Annotated in this window: 25 protein-coding genes; 8 read left to right on the forward strand and 17 right to left on the reverse strand. The window is 44.1% G+C overall.

The annotated features are described in order from the left end of the window. Window positions 1–90: 90 nt before the first annotated feature. On the reverse strand, window positions 91–564 hold the full coding sequence (locus H6F98_RS03665) for a PD-(D/E)XK nuclease superfamily protein (protein ID WP_242058332.1): 474 nt from the start codon (window positions 562–564) through the stop codon (window positions 91–93). A gap of 303 nt (window positions 565–867) precedes the next feature. On the opposite strand from H6F98_RS03665, the gene H6F98_RS03670 reads away from it, so the two are divergent. After that, a complete protein-coding gene (locus tag H6F98_RS03670) occupies window positions 868–1,542 on the forward strand; it encodes an SOS response-associated peptidase (protein ID WP_192217332.1) in 675 nt (224 codons plus the stop codon). Between the two features lie 134 nt (window positions 1,543–1,676). On the opposite strand, the gene H6F98_RS03675 is transcribed toward H6F98_RS03670, so the two are convergent. The 3 genes from H6F98_RS03675 to H6F98_RS03685 all read right to left on the reverse strand — a co-directional run bounded on the left by H6F98_RS03675 (window position 1,677) and on the right by H6F98_RS03685 (window position 4,103). Further along, window positions 1,677–2,393, reverse strand: coding sequence for an N-acetylmannosamine-6-phosphate 2-epimerase (locus H6F98_RS03675; RefSeq protein WP_192217415.1), 717 nt, complete (start codon window positions 2,391–2,393; stop codon window positions 1,677–1,679). A 204-nt stretch (window positions 2,394–2,597) separates the two neighbouring features. Beyond that, window positions 2,598–3,881: an inorganic phosphate transporter gene (locus H6F98_RS03680; RefSeq protein WP_192217416.1), complete on the reverse strand. Its 1,284-nt coding sequence runs from the start codon at window positions 3,879–3,881 to the stop codon at window positions 2,598–2,600. A gap of 42 nt (window positions 3,882–3,923) precedes the next feature. Continuing rightward, on the reverse strand, window positions 3,924–4,103 hold the full coding sequence (locus tag H6F98_RS03685; protein ID WP_192217333.1) for a hypothetical protein: 180 nt from the start codon (window positions 4,101–4,103) through the stop codon (window positions 3,924–3,926). A 320-nt stretch (window positions 4,104–4,423) separates the two neighbouring features. On the opposite strand from H6F98_RS03685, the gene H6F98_RS03690 reads away from it, so the two are divergent. The 3 genes from H6F98_RS03690 (at window position 4,424) to H6F98_RS03700 (ending at window position 6,596) form a co-directional block, all read left to right on the forward strand. Then, entirely contained in the window at window positions 4,424–4,813 is a 390-nt protein-coding gene (locus tag H6F98_RS03690; protein WP_192217334.1) for a hypothetical protein, read from the forward strand. A gap of 56 nt (window positions 4,814–4,869) precedes the next feature. After that, window positions 4,870–5,547: a cob(I)yrinic acid a,c-diamide adenosyltransferase gene (cobO, locus tag H6F98_RS03695; protein WP_242058334.1), complete on the forward strand. Its 678-nt coding sequence runs from the start codon at window positions 4,870–4,872 to the stop codon at window positions 5,545–5,547. An 857-nt stretch (window positions 5,548–6,404) separates the two neighbouring features. Further along, a complete protein-coding gene (locus H6F98_RS03700) occupies window positions 6,405–6,596 on the forward strand; it encodes a DUF2949 domain-containing protein (protein WP_192217336.1) in 192 nt (63 codons plus the stop codon). Between the two features lie 59 nt (window positions 6,597–6,655). On the opposite strand, the gene H6F98_RS03705 is transcribed toward H6F98_RS03700, so the two are convergent. The 4 genes from H6F98_RS03705 to H6F98_RS03720 all read right to left on the reverse strand — a co-directional run bounded on the left by H6F98_RS03705 (window position 6,656) and on the right by H6F98_RS03720 (window position 11,169). Then, entirely contained in the window at window positions 6,656–7,831 is a 1,176-nt protein-coding gene (locus H6F98_RS03705) for a threonine synthase (protein ID WP_192217337.1), read from the reverse strand. A 235-nt stretch (window positions 7,832–8,066) separates the two neighbouring features. Next, window positions 8,067–8,651 (reverse strand): hypothetical protein, encoded by a 585-nt coding sequence (locus tag H6F98_RS03710; protein WP_192217338.1) that lies wholly within the window; start codon window positions 8,649–8,651, stop codon window positions 8,067–8,069. 631 nt (window positions 8,652–9,282) lie between these two features. After that, window positions 9,283–10,266 carry an RNA polymerase sigma factor, RpoD/SigA family gene (locus H6F98_RS03715; protein ID WP_192217339.1) on the reverse strand — a complete coding sequence of 328 codons (984 nt, stop codon included), beginning with the start codon at window positions 10,264–10,266 and terminating at the stop codon, window positions 9,283–9,285. Between the two features lie 705 nt (window positions 10,267–10,971). Further along, window positions 10,972–11,169, reverse strand: a complete 198-nt coding sequence (locus H6F98_RS03720) for a hypothetical protein (protein ID WP_192217340.1) — start codon at window positions 11,167–11,169, stop codon at window positions 10,972–10,974. A 190-nt stretch (window positions 11,170–11,359) separates the two neighbouring features. Between H6F98_RS03720 and H6F98_RS03725 the strand changes: the two genes are divergently transcribed. Beyond that, entirely contained in the window at window positions 11,360–12,427 is a 1,068-nt protein-coding gene (locus H6F98_RS03725; protein ID WP_192217341.1) for a DNA cytosine methyltransferase, read from the forward strand. Window positions 12,428–12,436: 9 nt separating this feature from the next. Continuing rightward, on the forward strand, window positions 12,437–13,606 hold the full coding sequence (locus tag H6F98_RS03730; protein ID WP_192217342.1) for a DNA cytosine methyltransferase: 1,170 nt from the start codon (window positions 12,437–12,439) through the stop codon (window positions 13,604–13,606). A gap of 3 nt (window positions 13,607–13,609) precedes the next feature. On the opposite strand, the gene H6F98_RS03735 is transcribed toward H6F98_RS03730, so the two are convergent. From H6F98_RS03735 to H6F98_RS03770, 8 genes are all read right to left on the reverse strand, one after another. Continuing rightward, window positions 13,610–14,275, reverse strand: a complete 666-nt coding sequence (locus H6F98_RS03735) for a hypothetical protein (RefSeq protein ID WP_192217343.1) — start codon at window positions 14,273–14,275, stop codon at window positions 13,610–13,612. 112 nt (window positions 14,276–14,387) lie between these two features. Beyond that, entirely contained in the window at window positions 14,388–14,723 is a 336-nt protein-coding gene (locus H6F98_RS03740; protein WP_192217344.1) for a XisI protein, read from the reverse strand. Beyond that, a complete protein-coding gene (locus tag H6F98_RS03745) occupies window positions 14,711–15,127 on the reverse strand; it encodes a XisH family protein (protein ID WP_192217345.1) in 417 nt (138 codons plus the stop codon). Before H6F98_RS03745 ends, H6F98_RS03740 begins: the two co-directional genes overlap by 13 nt. An 11-nt stretch (window positions 15,128–15,138) precedes the next feature. Then, window positions 15,139–16,851, reverse strand: coding sequence for a helicase HerA domain-containing protein (locus H6F98_RS03750; protein WP_192217417.1), 1,713 nt, complete (start codon window positions 16,849–16,851; stop codon window positions 15,139–15,141). Window positions 16,852–17,264: 413 nt separating this feature from the next. Beyond that, window positions 17,265–18,065, reverse strand: a complete 801-nt coding sequence (locus H6F98_RS03755) for a glutathione S-transferase family protein (protein ID WP_192217346.1) — start codon at window positions 18,063–18,065, stop codon at window positions 17,265–17,267. A 270-nt stretch (window positions 18,066–18,335) separates the two neighbouring features. Next, window positions 18,336–18,596, reverse strand: coding sequence for a GlsB/YeaQ/YmgE family stress response membrane protein (locus H6F98_RS03760; protein ID WP_192217347.1), 261 nt, complete (start codon window positions 18,594–18,596; stop codon window positions 18,336–18,338). Window positions 18,597–18,669: 73 nt separating this feature from the next. Then, complete coding sequence (locus tag H6F98_RS03765) at window positions 18,670–18,942, reverse strand: GlsB/YeaQ/YmgE family stress response membrane protein (RefSeq protein ID WP_192217348.1); 273 nt, start codon at window positions 18,940–18,942, stop codon at window positions 18,670–18,672. A 382-nt stretch (window positions 18,943–19,324) separates the two neighbouring features. Further along, the gene (locus H6F98_RS03770) at window positions 19,325–20,098 is read right to left on the reverse strand and encodes an MBL fold metallo-hydrolase (RefSeq protein WP_192217349.1); all 774 of its coding nucleotides are present in this window, start codon (window positions 20,096–20,098) and stop codon (window positions 19,325–19,327) included. A gap of 75 nt (window positions 20,099–20,173) precedes the next feature. Between H6F98_RS03770 and H6F98_RS03775 the strand changes: the two genes are divergently transcribed. Both H6F98_RS03775 and H6F98_RS03780 read left to right on the forward strand, forming a co-directional pair. Beyond that, window positions 20,174–21,097: a nucleoside hydrolase gene (locus H6F98_RS03775; RefSeq protein ID WP_192217350.1), complete on the forward strand. Its 924-nt coding sequence runs from the start codon at window positions 20,174–20,176 to the stop codon at window positions 21,095–21,097. 378 nt (window positions 21,098–21,475) lie between these two features. Continuing rightward, complete coding sequence (locus tag H6F98_RS03780; protein WP_242058336.1) at window positions 21,476–22,513, forward strand: hypothetical protein; 1,038 nt, start codon at window positions 21,476–21,478, stop codon at window positions 22,511–22,513. A gap of 140 nt (window positions 22,514–22,653) precedes the next feature. Here H6F98_RS03780 and H6F98_RS33270 read toward each other — a convergent pair whose 3' ends face one another. Further along, window positions 22,654–23,430: a hypothetical protein gene (locus tag H6F98_RS33270; RefSeq protein WP_242058338.1), complete on the reverse strand. Its 777-nt coding sequence runs from the start codon at window positions 23,428–23,430 to the stop codon at window positions 22,654–22,656. Between the last annotated feature and the right edge of the window lie 24 nt (window positions 23,431–23,454).

The following is a 23,454-nucleotide window of genomic DNA, read 5'->3' on the forward strand; positions in this document are numbered from 1 at the left end:
TTGGTATTTATTGAATATTTCAACCGAACCCTGGCTAAACCATTTGAGTGGAAGTACAAAGGCTACGCAAAGACCGTCTAGACTGGTGGGTTATTTCTGCCGCGCTGCACTAGGGTTAGAACTGACTTGCTTGGTTAACCACGCGATCGCACCCTTCTTCATCCCTTCCCCGTCAATCAACACCACAGCAGGGGCAGGATAGCAAGTTTGGATATTTAAATTGAGATAAGGAAGTTTTTCATCAACCGAACCACCCGATTGCTGCCATTTGCACTCAACAATTAAACCAGCAGGAATTGATACTGTATCAAAAATATAGAAGTCTACATAGATATCGGTTCCATAAATTCCTGGCCCAATATAAACTTGCTTGGCATAGCGTTTCAGGCATTCCTTCGAGTAGACAAGCCATTCCCTCCGTCGCTTTTTCGGCAAGTCTCGGCAGATTTCGGTATATCCATGGACTTGTAAGATTGTTTCAACTGTTCTTTCTAAGACATTTCCAGAAATAACAGCCCTACCACCCTGATTCATTGTGCTTCCCAAGGTTGATGGGTGAATCATATATAGCGGTTCTCCTAAAGGATGAGGTACAAGGTTCTGGGTTTTCGGGAATTGGGAATGGGGAATAGGTAAGAAAGTAAGAGGTATCTCACTAATACGAGAATCGCCATAGACAAAGATTACCTCTACTAGCTCTTTTTTTCTAGTTTTTTGGGTTCATCTACAAGTTGCCAGAAAAAATCATCAAAAAGTCGATTATTTTTGGATTAAAATAGTACTTATGTACTGTATTTGATGACGTTGTGGTATTAGCTTAATACAGATAGAATTGCCACTTCGTAATTGTGTACTTGAGATAAAAGTATGTGTGGAAGATATACCCAGAGCAAGTCGGCTGAAATTATTACTAGAGCCTTTCAGCTAGATAATGTGTCTGACATAGAGCCTCGATATAACATTGCGCCAACTCAATCAGTTTTAACAGTTTTACAACCATCGGCATCGGCAAATCGGCAGGGCAAAATGTTGCATTGGGGTCTAATTCCTAGCTGGGCGAAAGACCGGAAGATGGCATCTAAGCTAATTAATGCTAGGGCAGAAACAGTAGCTGAAAAACCAGCGTTTAGAAGTGCCTTCCGGAAACGGCGCTGCCTAGTCGTTGCCGATGGTTTTTATGAGTGGCAGCAACAGGAGAACAAGAAGCAAAAGCAGCCATTTTATTTTCGTCTGAGTGACGGGGAACCATTCGCCTTTGCTGGGTTGTGGGAGCAGTGGCAAGATGCCACAGGTGAGGAAATTGAGTCTTGTACCGTCCTAACAACGGAAGCAAATGACTTGATGCGTCCAATTCACAACCGGATGCCAGTGATTCTTGAACCAAAAAACTATGATTTGTGGCTTGATGCGGAGGCAACAAAACCAGAGTTGTTACAGCTACTGCTGCATCCCTATCCCACTGAAGAAATGACGGCTTACCCGGTGAGTACGGCGGTAAATAAGCCGACTAATGATAGTGCAGAGTGTATCAATAGCATTTAGCTGGTGAACATTCACCCGATCAGGTGACCCAATCGTATGAAGGCGATCGCATTTGAGATCAGCCAACTTAGTCATAGGTCATAGAACAGTAGCTAGCAACCTCGCTAGGTAACACCAACAAGGGCAGAGTGTCACTACCTAGCGGGGAAGTTTCTTAAATTGAGTATTGCTTGTTGATAGGCTTTGACTTGCAGATCAATACCAGTAATCGCCGTACCCACAACAACGGCATACGCTCCCAGTTTCAAAGCGTCTTGAGCCATCTGAGGCGATGCAATGCCACCTTCGCAAATTGCTGGAATATCTAGTTGTTCGACAATCTGGGTAAGGAGGTCAAAACCAGGAGGGGAAAGGTGTTTAGTTTGAGCTGTGTAACCATAAAGAGTTGTACCGACGAAATCAGCACCCGCCTTTTGTGCTGCGATCGCATTTTCAATCGTATCCACGTCAGCCATCACTGGTTTATTCAGTTCCTCGTGAATTCGAGCAATCAACGTCTCGACCGTTTCGCCACCAGGACGTTGCCGTAACGTCGCATCAATAGCGATAATATCAGCCCCAGCCGACGCAACAAGGGCAGCATGGTGAAACTGCGGTGTGATGTAAACGTCAGATTCCGGCAACTGCTGCTTCCACAGCCCGATAATTGGAGTTGTCGGGAGTTGTCGGCGTACTGCCTCGATATGGGCAGGGGTATCAATCCGAACAGCAATTGCTCCGTGATTACTAGCCGCTTGTGCCATGGCGGCAATGATGATTGGGTCATGTAGGGGTGAGTCAACTGGTGCCTGACAAGAGATAATCAAACCTTGAGGTAAAGCAGTACTGGGGTTGAGAGGGTTAGCGGGCATATATAAGTCGAATGTCACTGAGTTAAGCGAAAAGTAATCGTTCGTTGGAAAAACCCGGATTGGGGGACGTTGCCCCCCAAACCCCCCACTGGGGGACAAGCGTCTCCCCCAGTCCCCCCGCGCAAGGGTTAATCGGTGGAGAGTCGTTAAGTTAAGTTAGTGCCATTCATATTAATTCAGTGAAATTTAGCTTAAGAAGGGGTGTCATCCGGGAAGGAAAAGTAGGCGCAGGCAAACAAAGATAAGTGCGCCTAAACCGCCCGCCACAGGAAGCGTAATTAGCCATGCCAAACCAATAGATTTGAGTGTTTGGAAGCGGAGACTCTTCCAGTTTTGAACCAGTCCAATGCCAACAACACCGCCAACCAGGGCATGAGACGTGGAAACGGGTAGCCCAATCCGCGAGGCAAGCAAAATGGTGGTAGCTGTAGCAAGTTCTGCACAGAATCCCCCACTAGGTTGGAGAGGGATAATATTTTCCCCAATCGTGGCAATTACTTTTTTGCCCCAGACAGCTAATCCAAGAACAATACCACTACCGCCGAGGATAAGAATCCACAAGGGAACAGTGAAGCCAGTTAGGGGAACAGAATTAGTACGAATAATATAGGCGATTGCGGCTAGAGGAGCGATCGCATTTCCCACATCATTTGAGCCATGAGCAAAGGCAACAAAGCAAGCACTTAGTACCTGAAACTTCCCTAGTTGGCGTTCTACGGGATTGGGAATTGGGGAAGAAGATGTTTTAGAAGAAAGTGTTGGTGTTGAAGTGAATCGTGCTAATTGATGCCAGCTAAAAATAGAAAGAGCAACAGCCGCAGCAGCACCTGTAGCAATTGGTAGATCGTGAGCTGGAAGCGGGAAACTGGCAAAGAAAGGGCGTTCAAATATGGTTGGTAGCACAATGATGCCGAAAACGCCCAAGAGTGTTGCACTTAGCCAGGGAATCCACTCGCGTAGCTGCCTGATTGGATTGGGTTTGTCGAGAATTGAATATTTTATAAGGCTGTAAAATCCTGCTGCCAAAGCGCCACTCACAAGAGGCGTTACTACCCAGGCGCATGAGATACGACCAATATTTGCCCAATCAACTGCACCAAACCCTGCGGCTACCCAGCTAAATCCTGCGATCGCTCCAACAACGGCATGGGAAGAGGATACAGGCCATCCCTGACTTGTGGCAATTTGCAGCCATACCCCACAGGCGATCAAAACGGAAACCATGCCAAGGATTAGCACCTGAGGCATTCCGGCAAACAACTCAGGATTTGCCACTTCAGTTGCCAAGGTTGCAGAGACACCTTGACCAAATAAAACAGCGCCTGTGAACTCCAAAATTCCTGCAATTACTATGGCTTGCCGTAGTGTGACAGCCTTAGAGCCAACAGAGGTTCCCATCGCGTTGGCGACATCGTTCGCTCCCAAATTCCCAGCAAGATAGAAGGCGAGGATTCCCGTCAGAACTAATTGCAACACCGTGGATGACATCACCCTTGACCTTCCTCCAGCAAAATATCCTTCACCATCGTCCTATGGCAATTGTAGGACTGACGACTCAAGCCAACATAAAACAGGCTCTCCTTGTTGACCATCTTGCCAGACTGAGCCAACCGTATAAATCACCCATTGGGCGGGGAGTGGGTTGACAATTGTATCGACTTGTAGATGCGTAATATCTCCTTCAGTTACAGCTATTTTGCCTGGTATCATAGAAATTATCCATTAAGAGTAATGAGCATTACATAAGCGGATGTTAAGGCTTTTGAATTAGTATCCTAGAATCTGGAGTCTAAAAAAGTAGTGTTGTGCTTACGTGCTAGCTCTGTTCTAGAGAAGCGCTCCTAAAGCTTAAGCCTCGCGAACCTCCAAAATTAGAAAAATCTGGAGCATTTTGGTGGGGAAAAGCCAAGATTTAAATAAAAATACCCACTTAGCTAAGCTGAATTTCTGTAATATAAACTCGCGCAATCGCTCGCTTCAATTGCACACAACTTAGAACACTTCTGTTCTAAATACAACTTATTTCAGCTATGCAAAGAAATCTTCTCGCTATTGCTCTAAACGATATGCCGTTGTCATCTCAGCTCCAAACTGGGGAGCGCTGGCCGACTTTTGAGGAAATTTTGCAGCGTCTCCATACTCAGGGAATCTTCATCCATCCTGAGCAATTAGCAGAATTTCTACTCGCACACGGACTACCTGTTCATCTTCGTTATGTCCCTGCTCGTTTGCGGCTCAAAGCGCTAGTAATAAATCAGAATTATCAAGGAGATATGGTACGCCTGATTGAAGAACTTGAGCCACCGTCCTGGGATTTCTCGTGGATGGATAGCATCCAGAAACCTTTTACTCAGGACGACCATAGTACTTTCGCTCACCTGTTTGAACAACAAGAGCAGCCTTGTTGGGATTATTTATGATGCGCTAGCCGTTAGTCGTTGTTATCTGAACTCTTTTAATGAAGATAAATTCCCCGATGAACTCAAATGAAACTTTAGAATCCTCTAGTGTTGCTGGCTCAGAATCATCTGGGTTGACAGCAGAACAGTATCGCGCCAAGATGCAGCGACGAAAGGAAGTACAGGAACAACGCCTTGCACAAGCGTCGCAAGAGAAGGGTTTAATTGTTGTCAATACTGGCAATGGCAAAGGTAAGACAACAGCAGCCCTAGGAATGGTGTTGCGATCGCTTGGTCATGGTTACCGAGTTGCGATCGTACAATTTATCAAGGGAGCCTGGGAACCAGCAGAAAAAGCAGCATTCCAACATTGGACATTAGCTAAAGATGGAGAAGCACCCCAGTTGGAGTTCCACGCGATGGGAGAAGGCTTCACTTGGGAAACTCAAGACCGAGAGCGAGATATTGAAAAAGCTAAGGTGGCGTGGGAAAGTGCGTTAGGGTTTATTCGTAATCCTGACTTTCGTCTGGTACTGTTGGATGAAGTTAATATTGCCTTAAAGCTGGGTTACTTGAGTGTTCAGGATGTTCTTGCTGGACTGGAAGAAAAGCCAGCGAATACTCACATCATTCTTACAGGCAGAGGCGCACCAACGGCATTAATTGAAAGAGCTGATTTGGTGACGGAAATGACGCTTGTTAAGCACCCCTTCCGTGAACAGGGCATTAAAGCACAACCTGGTGTTGAGTTTTGATGTAAGAGATTTTAATAAAAAGCTCAAGTTGTAGAGATTATTCTTGACACTGCTGAACTGGCTTTAGTAGGACTTACGCACAAGTGCAATATCTGGTAGGGGCGCAAGCCTTGCGCCCCTACAAATGGTGGTTAAAAGGTGGATTTCCGTTCCAAACTTCACTCGATAGGGTGAACCCAAAAAGAGGAAGTATAGCGGCTACAGTCAGTCGTAATTTAAAGGTGTCGAGAAACTTGGATGAATAATGTTAGTTATGCTCAAGGCAAAAGACCTTAAACTTACGCGCCTTGGAGATTTTACTCTGGGAGGGCTACATCACATTCATTAGCAATTGGCTAGCCCAGAATCCCGAAGCCAACATTCTCAATATTACTGTTTCGTCTAATGTCAAAACGACGGGTTGGGACTGTTTAATTTGCTACAGTGAAAGCTAAGTCAATTACGACATCGGTAACAGTACCGCTCACGGCTGGCTGATTTCTTAAGTATTTGTCTTCTATCAACTACTGCTTACTATGACCTCTCCCAATTCGCTTGACGGATATGGGTTGTTGTAAGGTATTCCGAAAAAGCAGAAAGGCGATCGCATTAAAGCCTAAACCCTCAGTTGTTTTTCTCCCTACGGTTATTTTGATTCTGTATAGATGGGAATAAGTTGAGGCAAAGATTCGGTGAAGCACCCGGAATAATTAAGTACTTTAAGTAGTTGTGTGAAGCAGTGAAATCAGATACCCGTGAAATCCCTTAGAAAGTCAAAATCGTCAGGTTTGGTTTCCGTAGGTTCGCTGTTTCCCTGTAATGTGTCCTGAAATAGGATGCCCCTAATACTTTTCCGTCCTTAGAGGTTCTATCAATCAATGAAATCTACACGACTCCAAAAATTAGTTCACTTTTTAAGGGATGACTTAGCAATTCCTTCTGCTTCGATTGACCTCGCTATACGCCATCAGCCTGATATGCCAAATCTTTTACCAATGATTCTTTGGCAGTATGGGCTGGTTACATTAGAGCAGTTAGACCGAATTTTCGATTGGATGGAAACAGCATAGCCTTAGATTCTGCCTAAAATGGACGTTTCAATTAGGCAAACGATACTTCGTCAAGTGATTTATTTTTGTTCAAGCATTCCAAAGGCTTCGAGGTATTTGAGTCCTGATCCGGTGTTGAATAACACAACCCTTTCGTCCCGGCTTACCTTACCTTGGCTGATTAATTGTTTCAGCGCGGGCAGACAGGCTCCCCCTTCAGGAGCAACAAATATACCTTCAGCCACACCGATTTCTTTTACTGCCCAAAGTAGCTCCTCATCAGTCACAGCGACAGCACTGCCGCCACTGTTGCGAAGAATGTCAAGCATCATGAAATCACCAATAGCGCGTGGAACCCTCAGCCCTGATGCTATGGTGTGAGCATTTGTTATCTCTGCCCCAAACTGGGAACCTGAGTTGAACGCCTCAACAATCGGCGCACACCCAGAAGCCTGTACGGACACCATCCTTGGACGCTGGCTACTGATCCAACCCATTCGCTCCATCTCATCAAACGCCTTCCACATCCCAATCAACCCTGTCCCGCCCCCTGTGGGATAAAGGATGACATCAGGTAACTCCCAACCAAGTTGTTCGGCAAGCTCATAACCCATTGTTTTTTTACCTTCAACTCGGTAAGGTTCCTTGAGTGTCGAAACATCAAACCACCCTTCCGCCTCTTTGCGATCGCTTAGAATACGACCACAATCCGTAATCAAGCCGTCGATCAACGTTACATTTGCACCTGTTTGTTGACACTCGATGATGTTTGATGAAGGAGTATCGCTAGGCATAAAGATAAATGCTTCAAGCCCTGCCTTGGCAGCATAGGTAGCCAAGGCTCCTGCCGCATTTCCGGCTGAAGGGACTGCAAGCTTTTTTACTCCAAGCTCTTTTGCCATTGAAACAGCGACTGCCATGCCTCGCGCTTTAAATGAAGCCGTCGGATTAAGTGATTCGTCTTTGATGTAGAGGTGACCCATTCCTAGCAGAAGACCTAATCGCTCAGCTTTCAGGAGGGGTGTCATCCCTTCTCCGAGAGTGATGCGGTTACTTTGAGCATCAACAGGTAGTATCTCTTCGTAGCGCCATAACGTTGGAACGCGACTGGTAAGTGATTCTCGTGAGAGAGTTGTCTGCACATGCTCCAAGTCATAGGCAACCATTAGAGGCTTGCCGCAATCACACAGGTTATAGAGACGACGTGGTTCGTACTCTTTGCCGCAAGATGAGCAATACAGATGTGTGACGTTCATTATGTTGCAAAAACTTCTAGAGGACAAAAGATCTAGTCATCCTAGCCTATTGCCCCCTATTATTCTTCATGAATTGCTGTAGGTTGGCTCAAGCCAAACCAAAACCCAACAGGCATCTGATCGGTTTTATTGGGTTGTTCTACAGGAAGGCTAAGGCTTTATTTACCTCAAGCCAACCTACACCACTTAATTTAGTTTCTGTTCCTAAGAGGACTAACCCCTGCTGAGTCCAGATCTAGCTTTGATATTCGTTCAGACAGGAACTTAAAATTTGCTGGTCGTTCTCGCTAATTTGATTAATGGGTTGATATCCTTCGAGTCCAACAGCATGAGGATAACTTAGAGAGTCGTAGGTGTTTTCAAGGTTTATCTGTCCGCCAGCCGCCGCAATTGGGGATCGCTGTGTCCGAGCAATTGTATGGGAAAATGCCGTTTGATCGTAAGGGTTGGCAACAGTCAAATTCATTTGATTTGCATCAACCGTACCCTGAAAACAGCTATATTCTGAGCTTGGCATATATAGGGCACCAACTACCTTGCCCTGACGCGCTTCAAATACGATATATTCTTTGCCAATTTGTTCCGGTTCCGAGGACTGACCGTAGAGGTAGGTGCCATCTGGGATTGCGCCATCTGGAACTTGAGCAATTGCAACCGAAGTGGAGTTAGCCGCTTGAGTTTCTTGCAGAGGTGCCGCTGCTTCTAAAGTCGAGGCATTGGTTGCCAACCCTACGGTTAGAAGTAAACCAGTTAGCGGCAATTCCCAACGATTGAGCAGCGGACGTGACGAGAGAAAGAATCCAACTAATCGGTTAATCACCGTGGTTACCTCCTTAGAAAAACTTCGAGACACCCTGGAACTGAACGTTTGGGAGCTGGACTGTACAGGTTTTAGAAGCCAAATTGCTGAAAATCGCTTGATTTAGGCGAGAACAGAGTTTTGTTGACCAGCAGCCCTAAATATATTTATAAACCGGAACAATACTCGCTTTTACTTCTCTTCTGACCGGTTTGTTAACCGTCACACCTTGTACTTGCTCTTGTTAACAAGTTAACAAAGTACCTAGGGGTGACGATTCCCTCAAATGGGTGAACACTTGCTCACCTAAATGGGTGGTCTTTATCAAGAGCAACAACCCGTCACACGGTAGTTTTGTGGAGAATAAATTGGATCTGGGATTGAGCCAGTGTATTGAGTTCAAGGAATTCACTCTCCTAACCCTGCTTAACAGACTTATTGCAAAAGGCAATTGTTATGGCGTTGCACTAGTATTTATCTCCTAGGGATTTGACACTTATGCAAGAAGTCTGCTGATTGGCGTCTAGCTAGCCTATAACTTCAACGGTAAGGAGAGGGATTTCGCAAACATTCAAGAAATTTTTGCAAAAAAAAGAAGTGGTAACATTGCTTGCTACCACTCCTGTTTGTGTATTACTCAAACCGTTTTACATTAGCTGGCGATGTACTCCCGGACGTTTCCGTGACGACGGCGCAGCTGTGCCAAAGCTTGGTGTTCCAATTGGCGCACTCGCTCACGGCTGAGGTTGAGCCGTTGACCAACTTTTGCCAGTGACAGCTCATTGCCGTCTTCTAACCCAAAGCGTAGCGCTAATACTTCGCGCTGCTGAGGGGTCAGTTCTGCTAGGAGGTTATCCAGGTCTTGCCGTAGGGACTCCTGAGTTGTGAAATTAACAGGAGTTAAGCCATCATCTTCCAGGAGATCAGACAGTTCGGTATCCTGGTTGTCTCCAACTCGAACATCAAGCGAGATCGGTTGACGAGCAATACTCAAATATTCCCGAATCATTGAGGGTTCTAATTCCAACTCCTGAGCAATCTCAGCGGGAGTGGCATTGCGCCCTAAGCTCTGAGCAAGTTCTCGTTGGACTTTCTTGATTTTGTTGAGCTTTTCGGTGATGTGAATAGGCAGACGAATTGCACGCGCTTGCTGAGCGATCGCACGGGTGATTGCTTGACGAATCCACCAGTAAGCGTAGGTTGAGAACTTGTATCCCCGTGTGGGGTCAAATTTCTCTACACCCCGCTCTAAGCCTAGGGTGCCTTCCTGGATTAAATCCAGAAATTCCATATTCCGCTTCTGGTACTTTTTCGCGATCGCAACGACTAGGCGCAAATTTGCCTCAATCATCTTGCGCTTTGCTCGCGTCCCCTGCGTTAGTATTTTATTCAGGGATGCTTCGTCGAGATTAACGTGATCTGCCCACTCTTTGGTCGTCGGTTCACGCTGTAGCTTTTCAGCCAAGGCTTCTTTCGCCTCGATCAGCGTCATCATGTGCTGTACCTGCTTACCGAAGACAATTTCTTGCTCATGAGTCAGCAGCGGCACACGACCAATCTCATGCAGGTAAGTGCGAACCATATCTGCTGAGAACGTGGGCTTGGTCGTCTTTTTGGTGGTGTTAGCAGTGGGCATTTGTTGAGTTGTAACTCCGTCGTAAACAAGCAGTAAATCTTTCGCGGATTTCGACCTCAAAAGCGACGATCATCTTTCACCCTGAGGTTACTTACGCGAATCGGTAAAATACATCCTACAAAAGATGTATGGATCGCCTAGTTTCTCTAACGAGAGTAGGAGATCTAAAACGTGAAGGGGGCTGAGCTAGATACTGAGGAAAGTCTCTCTTCCGTAATTCTGCTGTGTTTCCCAGCCTATCGCTGCCTATAACTGGAAAACGAGCAAAAAATCGAAGTCAATATGACTTTGCTTTAGTACTATCGTATTACAGATTTAGACGCCAGTAAAGAGGAAAAGGTTCAACAACTTGGCTAGATAACTCTGGCGATGGTGTCGCAACATTAATTAATACTCCTAATGACACCGACAGAACTAAGTGGCTTGTATCGCTTCCTTTATATAATGATCACCCACTAAGCATTGAACTGAGCAACCCCTCGAAGCGAGAAAACCGAACCGATCTATGGAGTAATGTCTGGAAACCCAAAGTTTAGCAGGAATGAATAGGAATTGCATACCCACTTTGATTGGTCAAAGGAGGTGTTATGTGGAGAATACAAAGCAAAGCCTCCTGCTAATGCAATCGTAGCCTAAACCGAGAATTTTTATGTTCCCAACGTACCATCCTTGCTCAAGGCACAGGTTCGGCGGGACTCTCAAACCTTAGTGGCTTCCTCCCCGCTCCATAGCCCTCTGTACGGGCTTATTACTCGCCTGGGTCGCAGTTTTTTCCCAATCTGCCTGCTCTAATACCGCATCCAACACATCCGTAATGTTGCAACGTTGCTCAAATGCAATGCGCCTCAAAATTTCGTGATGCTCTGGCTGTATGTATACTGGCTTTCTTTGTGTCTGTGCCATTTCCCGCATTTTTCAGTAAGTTGCCTTCAGCCCATTGTACCTTAGCTAAGGAAATAAGTTGACAATTAGCTAATTATCTAATTTAATAATTTTATAGACAACCAATACCCCCGCATTTTGGAAGTATCGAAAACAGAGCGATCGCATAATTTTAAAGTTTGTGATTTATTTACGGAAGAATAGAAAGTCAATGAAAAAAACGATAGTCTCTTTATTTTCGGGCTGCGGCGGATTGGATATAGGCTTTCGTAAAGCTGACTTCAATGTCCTATGGGCAAATGAGTACGATAAAGATATTTGGTCAACCTACGAACACAATCATCCAGATACATTTCTCGAACGACGAGACATCAGAAAAATTGCTTCAGAAGAAATTCCCGATTGTATTGGAATTATTGGCGGCCCCCCATGCCAAAGCTGGAGTGAGGGGGGTACTCAGCGAGGGATTGATGACGATCGCGGAAGGCTGTTTTTAGAGTACGTGCGTATTCTAAAACACAAGCAACCTCTATTTTTCCTAGCAGAAAATGTTTCTGGAATGCTGCATAAAAAGCATGACTCAGCCCTACGAAACATCATTGCAGCCTTTGAAGAAGCTGGTTATGCTGTCTCCTTCAAGTTATTGAATGCTAAGTGCTATAACGTCCCACAGGACAGAAAGCGAGTCATCTTTATTGGCTATCACGTTGATTTGAACAAACGCTTTAATTTTGAATCGTTAGTGTCTGGTTCTGGCGTTCCCACTCTACGAGATGCCATTTGGGATTTACGCGATTCGGCAACTCCAGCCTTAGCAAATAATAAAACACGAGAGGACGCTTGCTTCGTGCCAAATCATGAATACATGGTTGGTGGGTTCTCTAGTATTTATATGTCGCGCAACCGAGTTCGTCCTTGGAATGAACCATCTTTTACTATCCAAGCTGGTGGTCGCCATGCACCCATCCATCCCCAGGCAAACAAGATGATTCATGGGGGAAAAGATAAATGGATATTTGACCCTAATTCATCAAAACCTTACCAGAGATTATCAGCGCGAGAGTGTGCCAGAATTCAGACATTTCCTGACAACTTTATTTTTTACTATGAAAGACTGGCTGATGGATATAAGATGATTGGTAATGCGGTGCCTGTAAACTTGGGCTATGCTTTAGCCCAGGTAATACACAAAGATTTATTTGACTACAATAAAGATTTAATAGAAAATGAACAATTAATAAAAAGGCTTGATTGTTCTCTTGCTATTTCTGTACTCTGAGGATTAAAAATGAAAAAACTATTTATAGATTTATTCTCAGGAGCCGGAGGACTTTCCTGCGGCTTAGAAATGTCTGGGTTCAAATGCTTGCTGGGGATCGATCAAGATAAGACAGCTATAGAAACTTTTAAATTAAATCACAAATATGCCCAAGCTATTGCTGGCGATATTAGAAAAATATCTACAGAATCTATAAAAGAGCTTATTGGAAATCAAAAGGTAAGTCTTATTTGCGGTGGTCCTCCTTGCCAAGGATTTTCAACAATTGGTCAAAACAATAAAGAAGACGAAAGAAACTTCCTTTTCTGGGAGTTTGTTAGATTTGTAGAAGCCTTCAAGCCAAATTATATTTTAATGGAAAATGTAACAGGTCTTCTTGCAAAAAAGAACGAACATACATTAAAAACAATTATTAAATGTTTTACAAATTTAGGTTACACCATTGATGTTAAAGTTTTATCAGCACATCACTATGGAGTACCGGAAAAGAGGAGAAGAACTATTTTCTTAGGAAATAAATTTGGCGTTGCTAACATCTATCCAGAGCAGTTGTTTAAGAATTCAGAAAAAGAGTCTACTAATTTACCTTTACCCAGAACTGTTGACTGGGCGTTTAGAAACTTATGTGAAGTTAATGGTAGAGTTTTTAATCATGACCTAGACAGTGCTCAAATACCTAATGAAATAGAAAAGAAAAGGCTCCAGTTTATCCCTGAAGGGAAAAGTGTTAGGTATAAAAAAGACGAGCTAGCGTACCTTCCTAAAGAATTATGGTTTGACGTAGATTGGAAAAATCTTCATGAAGAAAGATTTAGAGAAGCAAAACTAAACAGACTTAGCAGAAATAGTTGTTCTGGCACAATTAATACAAATCGTACAAGTTATTATCATCCAATTGAAAATCGTTATTTAACTGCTAGAGAAGCTGCGGCAATTCAATCTTTTCCTCCAGATTACATTTTCTGCGGAAGTCTTAATCAACAGTGGAGGCAAATTGGTAACGCAGTTCCACCTCTGTTAGCTAAAGCCATTGGGGAAGCAATACTTAAACTCGATCAGTGTAAAGATTTAATGGAAAAAACTCTTTCCATTCAAGATGTAAGTTCAATTAGAGCTACAGCTTTTTCTTATAGAGAAAATGTAGATGAACATCAATTTATTCAACTGAAGTTATTTTAAGACTTATGGAACTATTAGTGGGAAAATCCGTCCTTCTTTTTCTTCTACATCATATATAGATTTTAGAATTCGTGGCCCCTTTATTTTTAGAACTGCATAAAAGCCATACTTGTAGATAGGCAAACTATGTATAGTTTTTGCCCGTAACCTCAACACCATTTGGCAATTAAATTGAGGAGTCCCTAAACTCAGGATATCTGTCTCAAGATGGTAGAATCCATAACCGCCTATTTGTAGATAGTAACAATTTTTGTGGCTGTAATAGCTATATAATGATCTAATATCTATATCTCTACTATCTTCAAAAATTCTCTGATCCACTTGTTTGTGTTCGGTCGCTATTTCATCTCTAGGAATGGTGTATCTATTAGGAATGATATTTTTATTATTGATAATATCTAAAACTCCAATCTCTGTATAAAACCTGGTAGTAGGATCGTCTACACACCAAGTCCAGATCCCATTTCCCCAATTCAGCATTTTTTGTCCATAATCAGCTCGTAAATCTAGTTTTACTTCTAGTCGGCATTCACGAGAATTGTGTATAAACCGAATATCGGGTCCTCCACTAGCGCCAGCTCTAGTGGAATTTGGTGATAGTAATCCCTTTTGTTGAAAAATTTCAAAAATGACTCTCTCATAAGAATCACCACGGTTATATCCGACCATAAGAATCACCTCGGTTATATCTCAGAGTAATCCCTGAGTTTTAGTGATCCTGACTTCCCTAAGCAAATTAGGCGGAGAAATCAGCCAGCCACTTAAAACCTCTCATCGTAGCCTACCCCACCGCAAACTCTGTAAATTGCCTTTTGAAGGGTGAATGAAACGCTAAGACAATATCGCTTTTAGGAACCCCTAGCTCTACTAATTGATTAGCGATGCCAATCTCAGTGCCATCATGCTGTATCCAGATTTTGCCATCTTTGATATCTAGATGCAAGACACAACCATATACCCGTCTTTTATTATTCCAGCCAGCATGAACTAATTGATAATGGTCATGTTCACTATCAAAAATGGTTTGGGATTCAACATCTTCAGACGCTGACTTATAGCTAGCGTATTCTCTCAGTAAGTTTTGAATATGTTGGCGATATTCGTCTACTTTTCCCATTGGACAATCACCTCAGTCTCAGGTTCATAAACGATTAGCTTGAGTTGATGATGCTGGATTGCCATCTGGGTAAAGGGAAGAGTAAAGAAAGTATCGTAAGCATCGACAGTAATAGCTAGATATAAAATCCGCTCTGGATCTTGTCTTTCCAAGACTAAACGATAATTCAAAAACTGTCCCAGAGCCAAATGAAACTCAGAAATGGCAGATGGTGCTAGAAAACTCTTAATCTCAACGGCTATTTTCTCTCCATCTTTCTCAGCAGCAATAACCTTTTCTGCACCTAAATCTATGTAAATGTTAATGCCGCCAAAGCGAATGAACAACGGGTCATCAGTAATTAGCCACCCTTCTTTTTGAAGGGCGTTCTTTACAGCGTTGTGAAAGACATCTTTAGCAGACATTGACTATAGCCTCAAAACCCCAAATCAGCTTTAGCCGCTTCAGCAGCAGCGAATACTTCTTCATCACTCATTTCATCCCAAGCTGTATCACCAATTTCGGCATAGAATTTTTCGTCATAAGGACGAGTTCGCACCACGACTGGCATTGGAACAGCGTGACCTAGAATTAAGGCTTGTTGCTTGGAGTCGAGTTTGGCAAGTACCGATCGCAAACTTTGCCCCCCAGATACCCCTGTAAAGATTGCCTCAATATCTTTGTCATCATTCAGCAAGGCTGTAATACGGGTACCAATCTGGGACATCACTTCGTTGTCAATCCCAGAAGGACGCTGATCGACTACCAGTAGGGTGACGAAGTATTTACGCATCTCACGGGCAATGATCCCAAAGATTGTTTGACGAACTGTAGCGGGATCGAGGAAACGGTGTGCTTCTTCGATCGTAATGACGAGTGGGCGGGGGCGATCAATTGGATTTTTCGACTGCAAGAACTTCTCTGCCTTGCGTACATAGCTGCCATGAATGCGGCGAGTCATCACGTTCGTTGCCAACATATAGGACAGCATATTGGACTGGGAACCGAATTCCACCACCACATGCTTACCCGCTTCTAGGGATTGCAAAATCTGATCGACATAATTATGCGGGCAAGCGCTACGCATATATTTCAACTCATCCAAGCGCAGCAGTTTGCGCTGCAATGCCATGATTGAGGATTTGTTGCCTCGCTTCTCATCGCAAAATAGCTGGATTTCTTCATTGGTCATATTGAGCAACTGAGTAATCCAGGATTTGCCAAACTCGTTACGGAGAATGATCGCATTTTCCAAACTTGCCTCAGAAAGGTTTAACTCTTGACGCACCAACATGATGTCTTCGACTTCAATTTGGTCGTAGCTGAGATAAAGTTCATGGGCATCACGTATCCCCCGACGTTTGGTTGATTCGGGATCGAGGGTGTAAACCTGCACCTGGCTGGGAAATAACTGGCGCAAGCCTTTTACTGTGCTGAATTGTTTGCCCTCCGAGACGGCTTCCCAGCCATATTCTGAGTGCATATCAAAAATCAGGTTAACTGCCGCTTGCTTGCGGATAATTCCCGATAGTAGTAGCCGAGTCAGGAACGATTTGCCTGTGCCAGATTTGCCGAAGACACCATTACTGCGTTCGATGAATCGATCTAAATCAATACATACGGGAACGTCCATGTCAAGGGGCTGACCAATGGCAAAATTCCGCCGAGTCGGGTCATCTTCCCAACCAAAGACAGCACGAAAATCGCGATCGCTTGCGTCAAATACCTGAGAGAAGTGGCTAGGAATTGTTTTCACTGGCAACAATTCCATACTCTCGCTACTTTGGGCTTGAAAGGAGCCAAGTGAAGTGTTCCCATTAGGGACAATTGCTGACTTGCCATTGCTCAACTCTTGTGGCGTAAACATCAGCATTGGCGTGAGATTAACTGTCCCAAACGTGCCACTGCCAGCCAACACTTCTCTTAAAAAGTCATCGTCAGCGCTAGGAGGGTTGGCAAGAATTCTTTGGCTGGATGTCCCTAAAGTGACATCCGTGAGCATACAGAAAAAGCGCGATCGCACGCCTTGGACTACCAAAAACTTGCCAACTCGCATCTCTTCCACAGAGACATCGGGATGCAAACGCACTTCCAATCCTGCGGACAGAGAACCTTGAATAACTGAGCCTAATGGCTGATCTAAATTCATCGCGGCAACTGTTCTAATGCTAGAAAGCATATCTCAGGTTTAACTTATTTATCTCGTATTCTTGCTCTGTCAAATGCAACTGACAGCTCTTTTTTTATTCCCCAACCGTCAGTTACCTTCAAAACACAAAGGAAACTAATCATACCTGCTAATAGTACATAGGTACCATTATTTTTGCATCTAGTTGCATCTATAGCAGTCGCCAAGACGACTCTTGACTCTCGCTTTCATACTGAAACCAAGTCCCGTCAATATGCATCCCCTCTACCGTCTGCCATACTGCCATACTGCATCACTAACCAATTTCAGGACTTACGCAGAAAATCTAGTAGCAGGGTGCATTAAATAACACACCCTGCTACAGCTAGCGTTTAGCGTTTGATGAATAATTTTGCGTAAGTCCTAAACCGACTCTAATCAATTTCAATTGATGTCGGTGCAGAACCACTACTTGGTGTGGTAGTAGAAGCGGTCAATGGCTTACGGTAATCAGCATAGATGCGATCGCGCCAATCGAAAAATGTTTCGTAAAGAGTGCTATCTGCTAAACCAGGAATTCCTTTACCTTTGAGGGCTTCTGGCAAATCCAGGTAGGGGCCCACAGGAAACTTGAGTAGCATACTTAAGCCTGCTACCGCAAAATCAGCGAGGCAAGGGGTATCTGAAACCAGATAGGGACGATCTAAAAGCAGCAGACTCAAGGCTTCTAAATCTTGCTTCAGACCATCTTTTGCTTCTTTTATTGCCTCTCCACCAAACCCAACACCAGTACCCAAGAGGTCAAGAAGTTCTGGAGGAACAGCACCTACCACAGTCTTGAGGAAATCAGGCGCGGTATTGGGTAAAACTGAGGTGCGGAAGCTTGGATTTTGGCTTAATGCGCCAAACAACACCTTACGACTTTTAAGACCAATCGATTCATCTGCCCATTCTTCCATGAGCAAGCATAAGCCACGTTCTTTAGGATCTGTTGGGATTAAGGGTTTGTCTGGGTACTTGCGATCCAAATACATTGCGATCGCGGTGGAGTCACTAATTACTGTACTTCCATCTTTGAGGACTGGTACTCGCCGTTGACCAGACAGTCGGAAGAGATCTAGCTGTCCTACTCCTGGGGTAACTTCAATCTTGCGATAAGCTAGCCCCTTGTAATCCAGGATTAGCCGTATTTTTTCAGAGTATTGCGACAGTTCAAATTGGTACAATTCCAGCATCTTACATCTCCTCGCTGTTTACTTGGGAAATACTGTTAATTTAACGTTTCCAGGTTGCTACTTGTTACCTTCTGATTCCTGAGTAGGGTTTGCCCATTCTACTCAAGAGGCTGATTTAAGTTGATCATTAAATTTGTTAACTAACTTATGCACACTCAACAAAATTTCAGGTATTTCTAAAGCTTAAAAATTAAATTCATGGAAAATCCCCCATTGAAGAGATGGGGGAAAATACTTGAGCGATCAATTTAGGAAAGCTTTGGAAGCTGTTTAGGCGGCGCGTCTGGTTACTAAGCCCCAAATGAAGATAAGGATCAGGGCACCAATGACAGCAAAGAGGATACCAGGAATACTGAAAGCTCCTGATGTACTTATCCCTAGCAACGTGCTACCTAGCCAACCTCCAACTAGAGAACCTAAAATCCCTAAACCAATCGTTGCGAAGATACCGCCGCCTTGATTTCCTGGGTAAATAGCTTTAGCGATCGCACCAGCAATTAGACCTAAAATAATCCAAGCAATGATGTTCATTTGGTTCTCTCCTTAACTCAGTTGATTAACGTTTTTTTCTCGTTTATGTTTAGAACAAAGCTTTTTGAGTGATTTATGCAGCTCGTCTGGTTACTAAGCCCCAGATGAAGATAACGATCATTGCACCTAGAACCGCAAAGATAATACCAGGTATCGATAAGGCTCCTGCTGAAGCGGCTGATGCTCCTCCTATACCTAGAGCGCTACCCAGCCAACCACCAAGTAAGGCACCGACAATACCAAGAGCCATCGTGGCAAGGATACCGCCACCTTGGTTACCGGGATAAATGGCTTTGGCGATCGCACCTGCAATTAAACCTAAAATAATCCAAGCAATAATACCCATATCTTCTTCTTCCTTTTTATCAACGTTTTCTTTTCTCTTTATGCACCTAGAATATCAACGTCAAGAAGCTAGGCACCTCTATCAGAGGGAATAATCGAAAGGTAGAGAAATATTAGATAGTTTTAAATGTTTTCTAACTAAAGAGGCAGAAGGTTACTGAGCATTCGCTGCTCAATCAATCATTTAATCTTAATACCTTAGTACTATTGAGGCTTTATTTAAGAGGAAAAACTATTTCCTAATAATGCAAAATAAGGCAGTTCTGCACTTTGGTTCAGCTGTTCCCCTTAAAAATTAAGAATATTGTCCCAGTCAGGATTACTAGACTTAAGCAACATCACGCTGTTACAACATACTTTGTAAAGTGTGACTGGAGTTTATTTTAAGAAACCCGATGCAAGAGTTCTAAGTTGATCGGTTCTCCAGGTTGAGGGTCAATTACCTGGGTTTGCAGGTTGTGTAGAGCCAGTTGCGATCGCAATTCATCCACACTCCCAACAGTACGCAGCAAAGAATTCACTAATCCTTCATACTTCACATCACCACCCGCTGCCGTGGGAAGAAAAACTTGTGGTTCCAGCCATTGAGCGAGCTGCAAAGCCGTTTTACTGCCCTTAATAATTGCTCCAGCTAGCGGTAGCTCTAAACTCACCACAGGACTAATGACAACATCCACAGGTGCATATTTTTTTAACTCAGCCGGAGGAAAACCATGTGGTTCGTAATAGAGCGTTGTCGCGCTATCCAAATGCTTCAGGAGATAGCTGTTTTCTACCTGTAGTCCAATCGGTGCTCCTGGTAACGCTCGAATTTCGAGTTGATTAGCTAGAGTGAATGTCTGACCAGGGCTAAGACGGGTTACTTGGGTATAGCCTAACTGTTCCACTACCTTAGCCGCGCTGGGAGAAGCAACAACAGGGATTGTCCGGTTTAGTTGCTCTAATGTGGGTCGGTGAGCATGGTCTTCTAAACCTTGAGAGAGAATAATCAAGTCAATCTTATCGGGTAGAGACGCTAGTGGTTGCGATCGCTCACCTTTAAACAACCAACCTAGATTGCCAAAAACCAACGAACCAACTAGCCAAGGGTCAATCAGTATCCGTTGCAACCCCAGTTCAACTAGCCAGCTATTTGCTCCGAAATAAGTTAGGTACATGGACGTTTAATTATTAGATTTATTATTAAAAATTGTAAAAGAACTGATTAATAATTTTAGGTTAGGCAGACATCTATGACGAAACAGCTAGTGCTAATGGATCACGATGGCGGTGTAGATGATTATCTAGCCCTACTGCTGCTGCTGACGATGGAACACATCCAGCCGATTGGTCTTGTTGTTACTCCTGCCGATTGCTACATCCAACCTGCTGTAAGCGTCACACGCAAGATTTTGGATTTGGTCGGGCGTTCAGACATCCCCGTTGCAGAGAGTACCGTGCGGGGTATCAATCCTTTTCCCACCCTCTACCGCCGCGATTCCTTTATCGTTGATAATCTCCCCATCCTTAACGAATCCGAAGAGATTCAGACACCTCTGTTGACCCAATCCGGTCAAGAATTTATGGTGCGTGTGCTGATGGAAGCACCTGAACCAGTAACATTGCTTGTGACGGGTCCCTTGACAACCGTAGCTTCTGCTCTTGATCTAGCCAAGGGGATTGAAGCCAAAATCAAACAGATTATTTGGATGGGTGGTGCGATTAATGTTCCTGGCAACATTGCTCTAGACATCGAGCCAGGTCAGGATGGTTCAGCAGAATGGAATGTTTACTGGGACCCTCTTGCTGCTTACCGGGTGTGGCAGACACAGATTCCAATTGTGCTGTGTCCCTTGGATATCACCAACACGGTGCCAGTAACAACAGAATTTGTCCGTCAACTAACAAAACAACGTCGATATCCTCTCTCAGATTTCGCAGGGCAATGTTATGCACTTGTGACAACGCAAGATTATTACTTCTGGGATGTTCTGGCTACCGCCTATCTAGGTCATCCAGAGTTTTATGAACTGCGCGATTGGGAAACCGTAATTGTGACAAGCGGCAAGAGTCAGGGACGAACCCAAGTTAAGTCTGGCGGTAGAGTAATTCAAGCGATGAATAAGGTAAAGAAAGAACAATACTATGCCTACATCTTGCAACAATGGGCACGCTAATCAATGAATGTACAGCTTTTGGGACTCTACACTCTTGTGACAGAGCAGAAGGCATTTTGGTCAAATCACTCAGGAGAATTCTGAGAAATCTTTAGTTATTTTAATATTCGTAAATCTTTTTACTTAGAAATAAGTAAAATAGGTAAAAGTACTAATATGCTATCGTTTCTTTTCATACAGGGTCATCCAGCCAAGCCAAAGCAGATCCCTTTCTAGGGAAGACATCTAACACAAGCGCATTTTACCTAGTTCCTAACCTATATCCCTAAGAACTAGAACCAATTTATCTACAGTTATCTATAAAGGAAGCGACATCACCCGCCCCGCTTTCCTCCCATATTCCCTATAAGAAACTGGGTTTCTAGCGGGATGTTTTATATGACTCACCAATTAGCATCCGCCGTGTCCGCATCTCACTCTCCTGAGATTTCAGCCCCTCAGTCGTCAAAATCAAACGTGCATTCTCTTGCTGCTCTTTGGGCACGGAAATATTATGTTTCCGTTACAGGTATGGAGGAGCAGGCATCGATTGAAAAAGATGAAAATCTCAAAGAGGTTACATCTAAAGAAGGTCGAGAGCGCACGTCTGATAAGCTGAGGCAAAACTTAACATTGGCTAGCGCTCAAGCTTGGTCTTTGACGGAAACGCTGCTCTCAGAAGAGATTCGTCGTCACGGTATTGACCCAAACTTGATCAATCCCTTACAGATTGCTGCAGATACCCGTCACCTATTTCAAAAAGCTTTGGCGGCTTATTCAGAACACACAACACCAAGACGATTGTCTGTGGTTGTGAGTAAAGACTTTGGTCAGGTACGGCAAAAATATACAAGTGTTGACCGCCGTGCAATTGGCTTCGTCAGTATGCAGTTCCACTACACAGGTCAGATGTTGCTGAAGTGGCTTTCCCCCGCAGAGCAAGCGCTGTGGATACCTTACTTGAAGGTAATGGATGACCACATGTATATGCCCCTACAGGCGGCATACGAAGCTGCGGCGAACCATTCCTTTGATTCTCCAGCGCTAAGTGCCGTTCAGCATCTTCTACCTGTTAGTAGTAAAATTGCTGTCTCGGTTTGTCAACAGATATGCCGTCAACATCCCAAATACGCAAGTTACAGTGGGTCTCTAAATAGCATCACAGTCAAGACAGCTAGCATTCGGGATGTTGAGATGTTTCAGGTTTATCTGTGCCTATGCGTGTTAGAGGATGATATTCACTCGGTGCAGCGAGAACTCTTTCCCTTATGCGTAATGCTATATCCTCGTCTGCGCGTGAGCTGGAGATTAGTGCAAGACATGATAAAAACTCTAGGTTGGGATATGCATGATCGCCTATCTCCAGACGATATGGCAGCCTTCATACCTTATCTGCGTACCTTGACAGAAATGTTTTCTAGTGATGTGTTCAAATAGGTTCAAATAGCATAAATTTAAAGAATATAGCAGTTCTCAGTTAAATGAGGTGCTGAGGTAGAGCTAAAAGCTGTGAAACCACGTTGGAGTTAGAAAAACAAAAAAGCTGATGGCTGATAGCTGACAGCTTTCGGCTTCTATTAGTTTGGTGAAGGAAGAGGGCAGTTTTGTCTACAATAAACTTCAACAAAGCCGATAGATGCTGGTTTTTGAAAGTCTTTTGTTTCCTTTAATTCTGCTGTGGAGGAGGGATAATTTCCGGCAAATTGCTGTCCTTTAGGTGCAGCAACCCGGAAAGCGATCGCTTCTGAAGGGTCTTTGGCAAACTTGACGTATTCTCTCGACTCATTAACCGTGCTGTACGATAAGGTTGCCTCTCCGTAAACTGCCTCGGCTTGCGTAATTGGGGTTCCGGAACCAATACCTTGGGCTGTTCGATAGTTGGGATTATCTGTGACTAGCGCTTCAATGATATCGGAGTCACTTAAAGGTACTCCGGCTGGGTAAAGAATGTAATATTGCGTTTGCCCAGATTGCACAATAGCGATCGCATCAAAATCAACAATAAAGGGTGACTTCACCTGAAACTGCGCCTTCGTTCCGAGTCGCTTTTTGAGTTCCCCGAACGTCATCCCTACCTTCGCTTCACCAATCCCCTCTGCTGAAATAAGCTTGGTTTGATTAGGTGCAGTTGAATTAGGGGCTACTGCTGTTGTGCCCTGAGGCGTGTTGCTGCTGGGAGAAGTCGCTACAGTTGGACTCTCAACTGGGGAAGAATTGGTAGTTTGGGGTGTAGTGGTAGTGACGGGTGGAGGAGATGTCTCTGGAGTTTGCGTTGACGGAGGCTTTGCCTCACCACAACCCATGAGTAAGAGCAACGCACTAATTGTAAATTTGATTTTAAGTTGACTCATCATTGGTTTTCTTCTCCCAATTCTCAA

The organism is Microcoleus sp. FACHB-SPT15 (genome assembly GCF_014849525.1).
In the GTDB taxonomy this organism is placed as follows: Bacteria; Cyanobacteriota; Cyanobacteriia; order Cyanobacteriales; family Coleofasciculaceae; genus Symplocastrum; species Symplocastrum torsivum.

Bases quoted from the DNA above. Each gene is read 5' to 3' on its own strand.
- H6F98_RS03770 (WP_192217349.1), bottom strand. From the start codon at position 20,098: ATGTACCTAACTTATTTCGGAGCAAATAGCTGGCTAGTTGAACTGGGG.
- H6F98_RS03685 (WP_192217333.1), bottom strand. From the start codon at position 4,103: ATGATACCAGGCAAAATAGCTGTAACTGAAGGAGATATTACGCATCTA.
- H6F98_RS03745 (WP_192217345.1), bottom strand. From the start codon at position 15,127: ATGTCTGCTAAAGATGTCTTTCACAACGCTGTAAAGAACGCCCTTCAA.
- H6F98_RS03720 (WP_192217340.1), bottom strand. From the start codon at position 11,169: ATGGCACAGACACAAAGAAAGCCAGTATACATACAGCCAGAGCATCAC.
- H6F98_RS03765 (WP_192217348.1), bottom strand. From the start codon at position 18,942: ATGGGTATTATTGCTTGGATTATTTTAGGTTTAATTGCAGGTGCGATC.
- H6F98_RS03715 (WP_192217339.1), bottom strand. From the start codon at position 10,266: ATGCCCACTGCTAACACCACCAAAAAGACGACCAAGCCCACGTTCTCA.
- H6F98_RS03665 (WP_242058332.1), bottom strand. From the start codon at position 564: ATGATTCACCCATCAACCTTGGGAAGCACAATGAATCAGGGTGGTAGG.
- H6F98_RS03750 (WP_192217417.1), bottom strand. From the start codon at position 16,851: ATGAATTTAGATCAGCCATTAGGCTCAGTTATTCAAGGTTCTCTGTCC.
- H6F98_RS03680 (WP_192217416.1), bottom strand. From the start codon at position 3,881: ATGTCATCCACGGTGTTGCAATTAGTTCTGACGGGAATCCTCGCCTTC.
- H6F98_RS03690 (WP_192217334.1), top strand. From the start codon at position 4,424: ATGCAAAGAAATCTTCTCGCTATTGCTCTAAACGATATGCCGTTGTCA.
- H6F98_RS03675 (WP_192217415.1), bottom strand. From the start codon at position 2,393: ATGCCCGCTAACCCTCTCAACCCCAGTACTGCTTTACCTCAAGGTTTG.
- H6F98_RS03725 (WP_192217341.1), top strand. From the start codon at position 11,360: ATGAAAAAAACGATAGTCTCTTTATTTTCGGGCTGCGGCGGATTGGAT.
- H6F98_RS03735 (WP_192217343.1), bottom strand. From the start codon at position 14,275: ATGGTCGGATATAACCGTGGTGATTCTTATGAGAGAGTCATTTTTGAA.
- H6F98_RS03755 (WP_192217346.1), bottom strand. From the start codon at position 18,065: ATGCTGGAATTGTACCAATTTGAACTGTCGCAATACTCTGAAAAAATA.
- H6F98_RS03670 (WP_192217332.1), top strand. From the start codon at position 868: ATGTGTGGAAGATATACCCAGAGCAAGTCGGCTGAAATTATTACTAGA.
- H6F98_RS03760 (WP_192217347.1), bottom strand. From the start codon at position 18,596: ATGAACATCATTGCTTGGATTATTTTAGGTCTAATTGCTGGTGCGATC.
- cobO (WP_242058334.1), top strand. From the start codon at position 4,870: ATGAACTCAAATGAAACTTTAGAATCCTCTAGTGTTGCTGGCTCAGAA.
- H6F98_RS03780 (WP_242058336.1), top strand. From the start codon at position 21,476: ATGACTCACCAATTAGCATCCGCCGTGTCCGCATCTCACTCTCCTGAG.
- H6F98_RS03705 (WP_192217337.1), bottom strand. From the start codon at position 7,831: ATGAACGTCACACATCTGTATTGCTCATCTTGCGGCAAAGAGTACGAA.
- H6F98_RS33270 (WP_242058338.1), bottom strand. From the start codon at position 23,430: ATGATGAGTCAACTTAAAATCAAATTTACAATTAGTGCGTTGCTCTTA.
- H6F98_RS03775 (WP_192217350.1), top strand. From the start codon at position 20,174: ATGACGAAACAGCTAGTGCTAATGGATCACGATGGCGGTGTAGATGAT.
- H6F98_RS03730 (WP_192217342.1), top strand. From the start codon at position 12,437: ATGAAAAAACTATTTATAGATTTATTCTCAGGAGCCGGAGGACTTTCC.
- H6F98_RS03740 (WP_192217344.1), bottom strand. From the start codon at position 14,723: ATGGGAAAAGTAGACGAATATCGCCAACATATTCAAAACTTACTGAGA.
- H6F98_RS03700 (WP_192217336.1), top strand. From the start codon at position 6,405: ATGAAATCTACACGACTCCAAAAATTAGTTCACTTTTTAAGGGATGAC.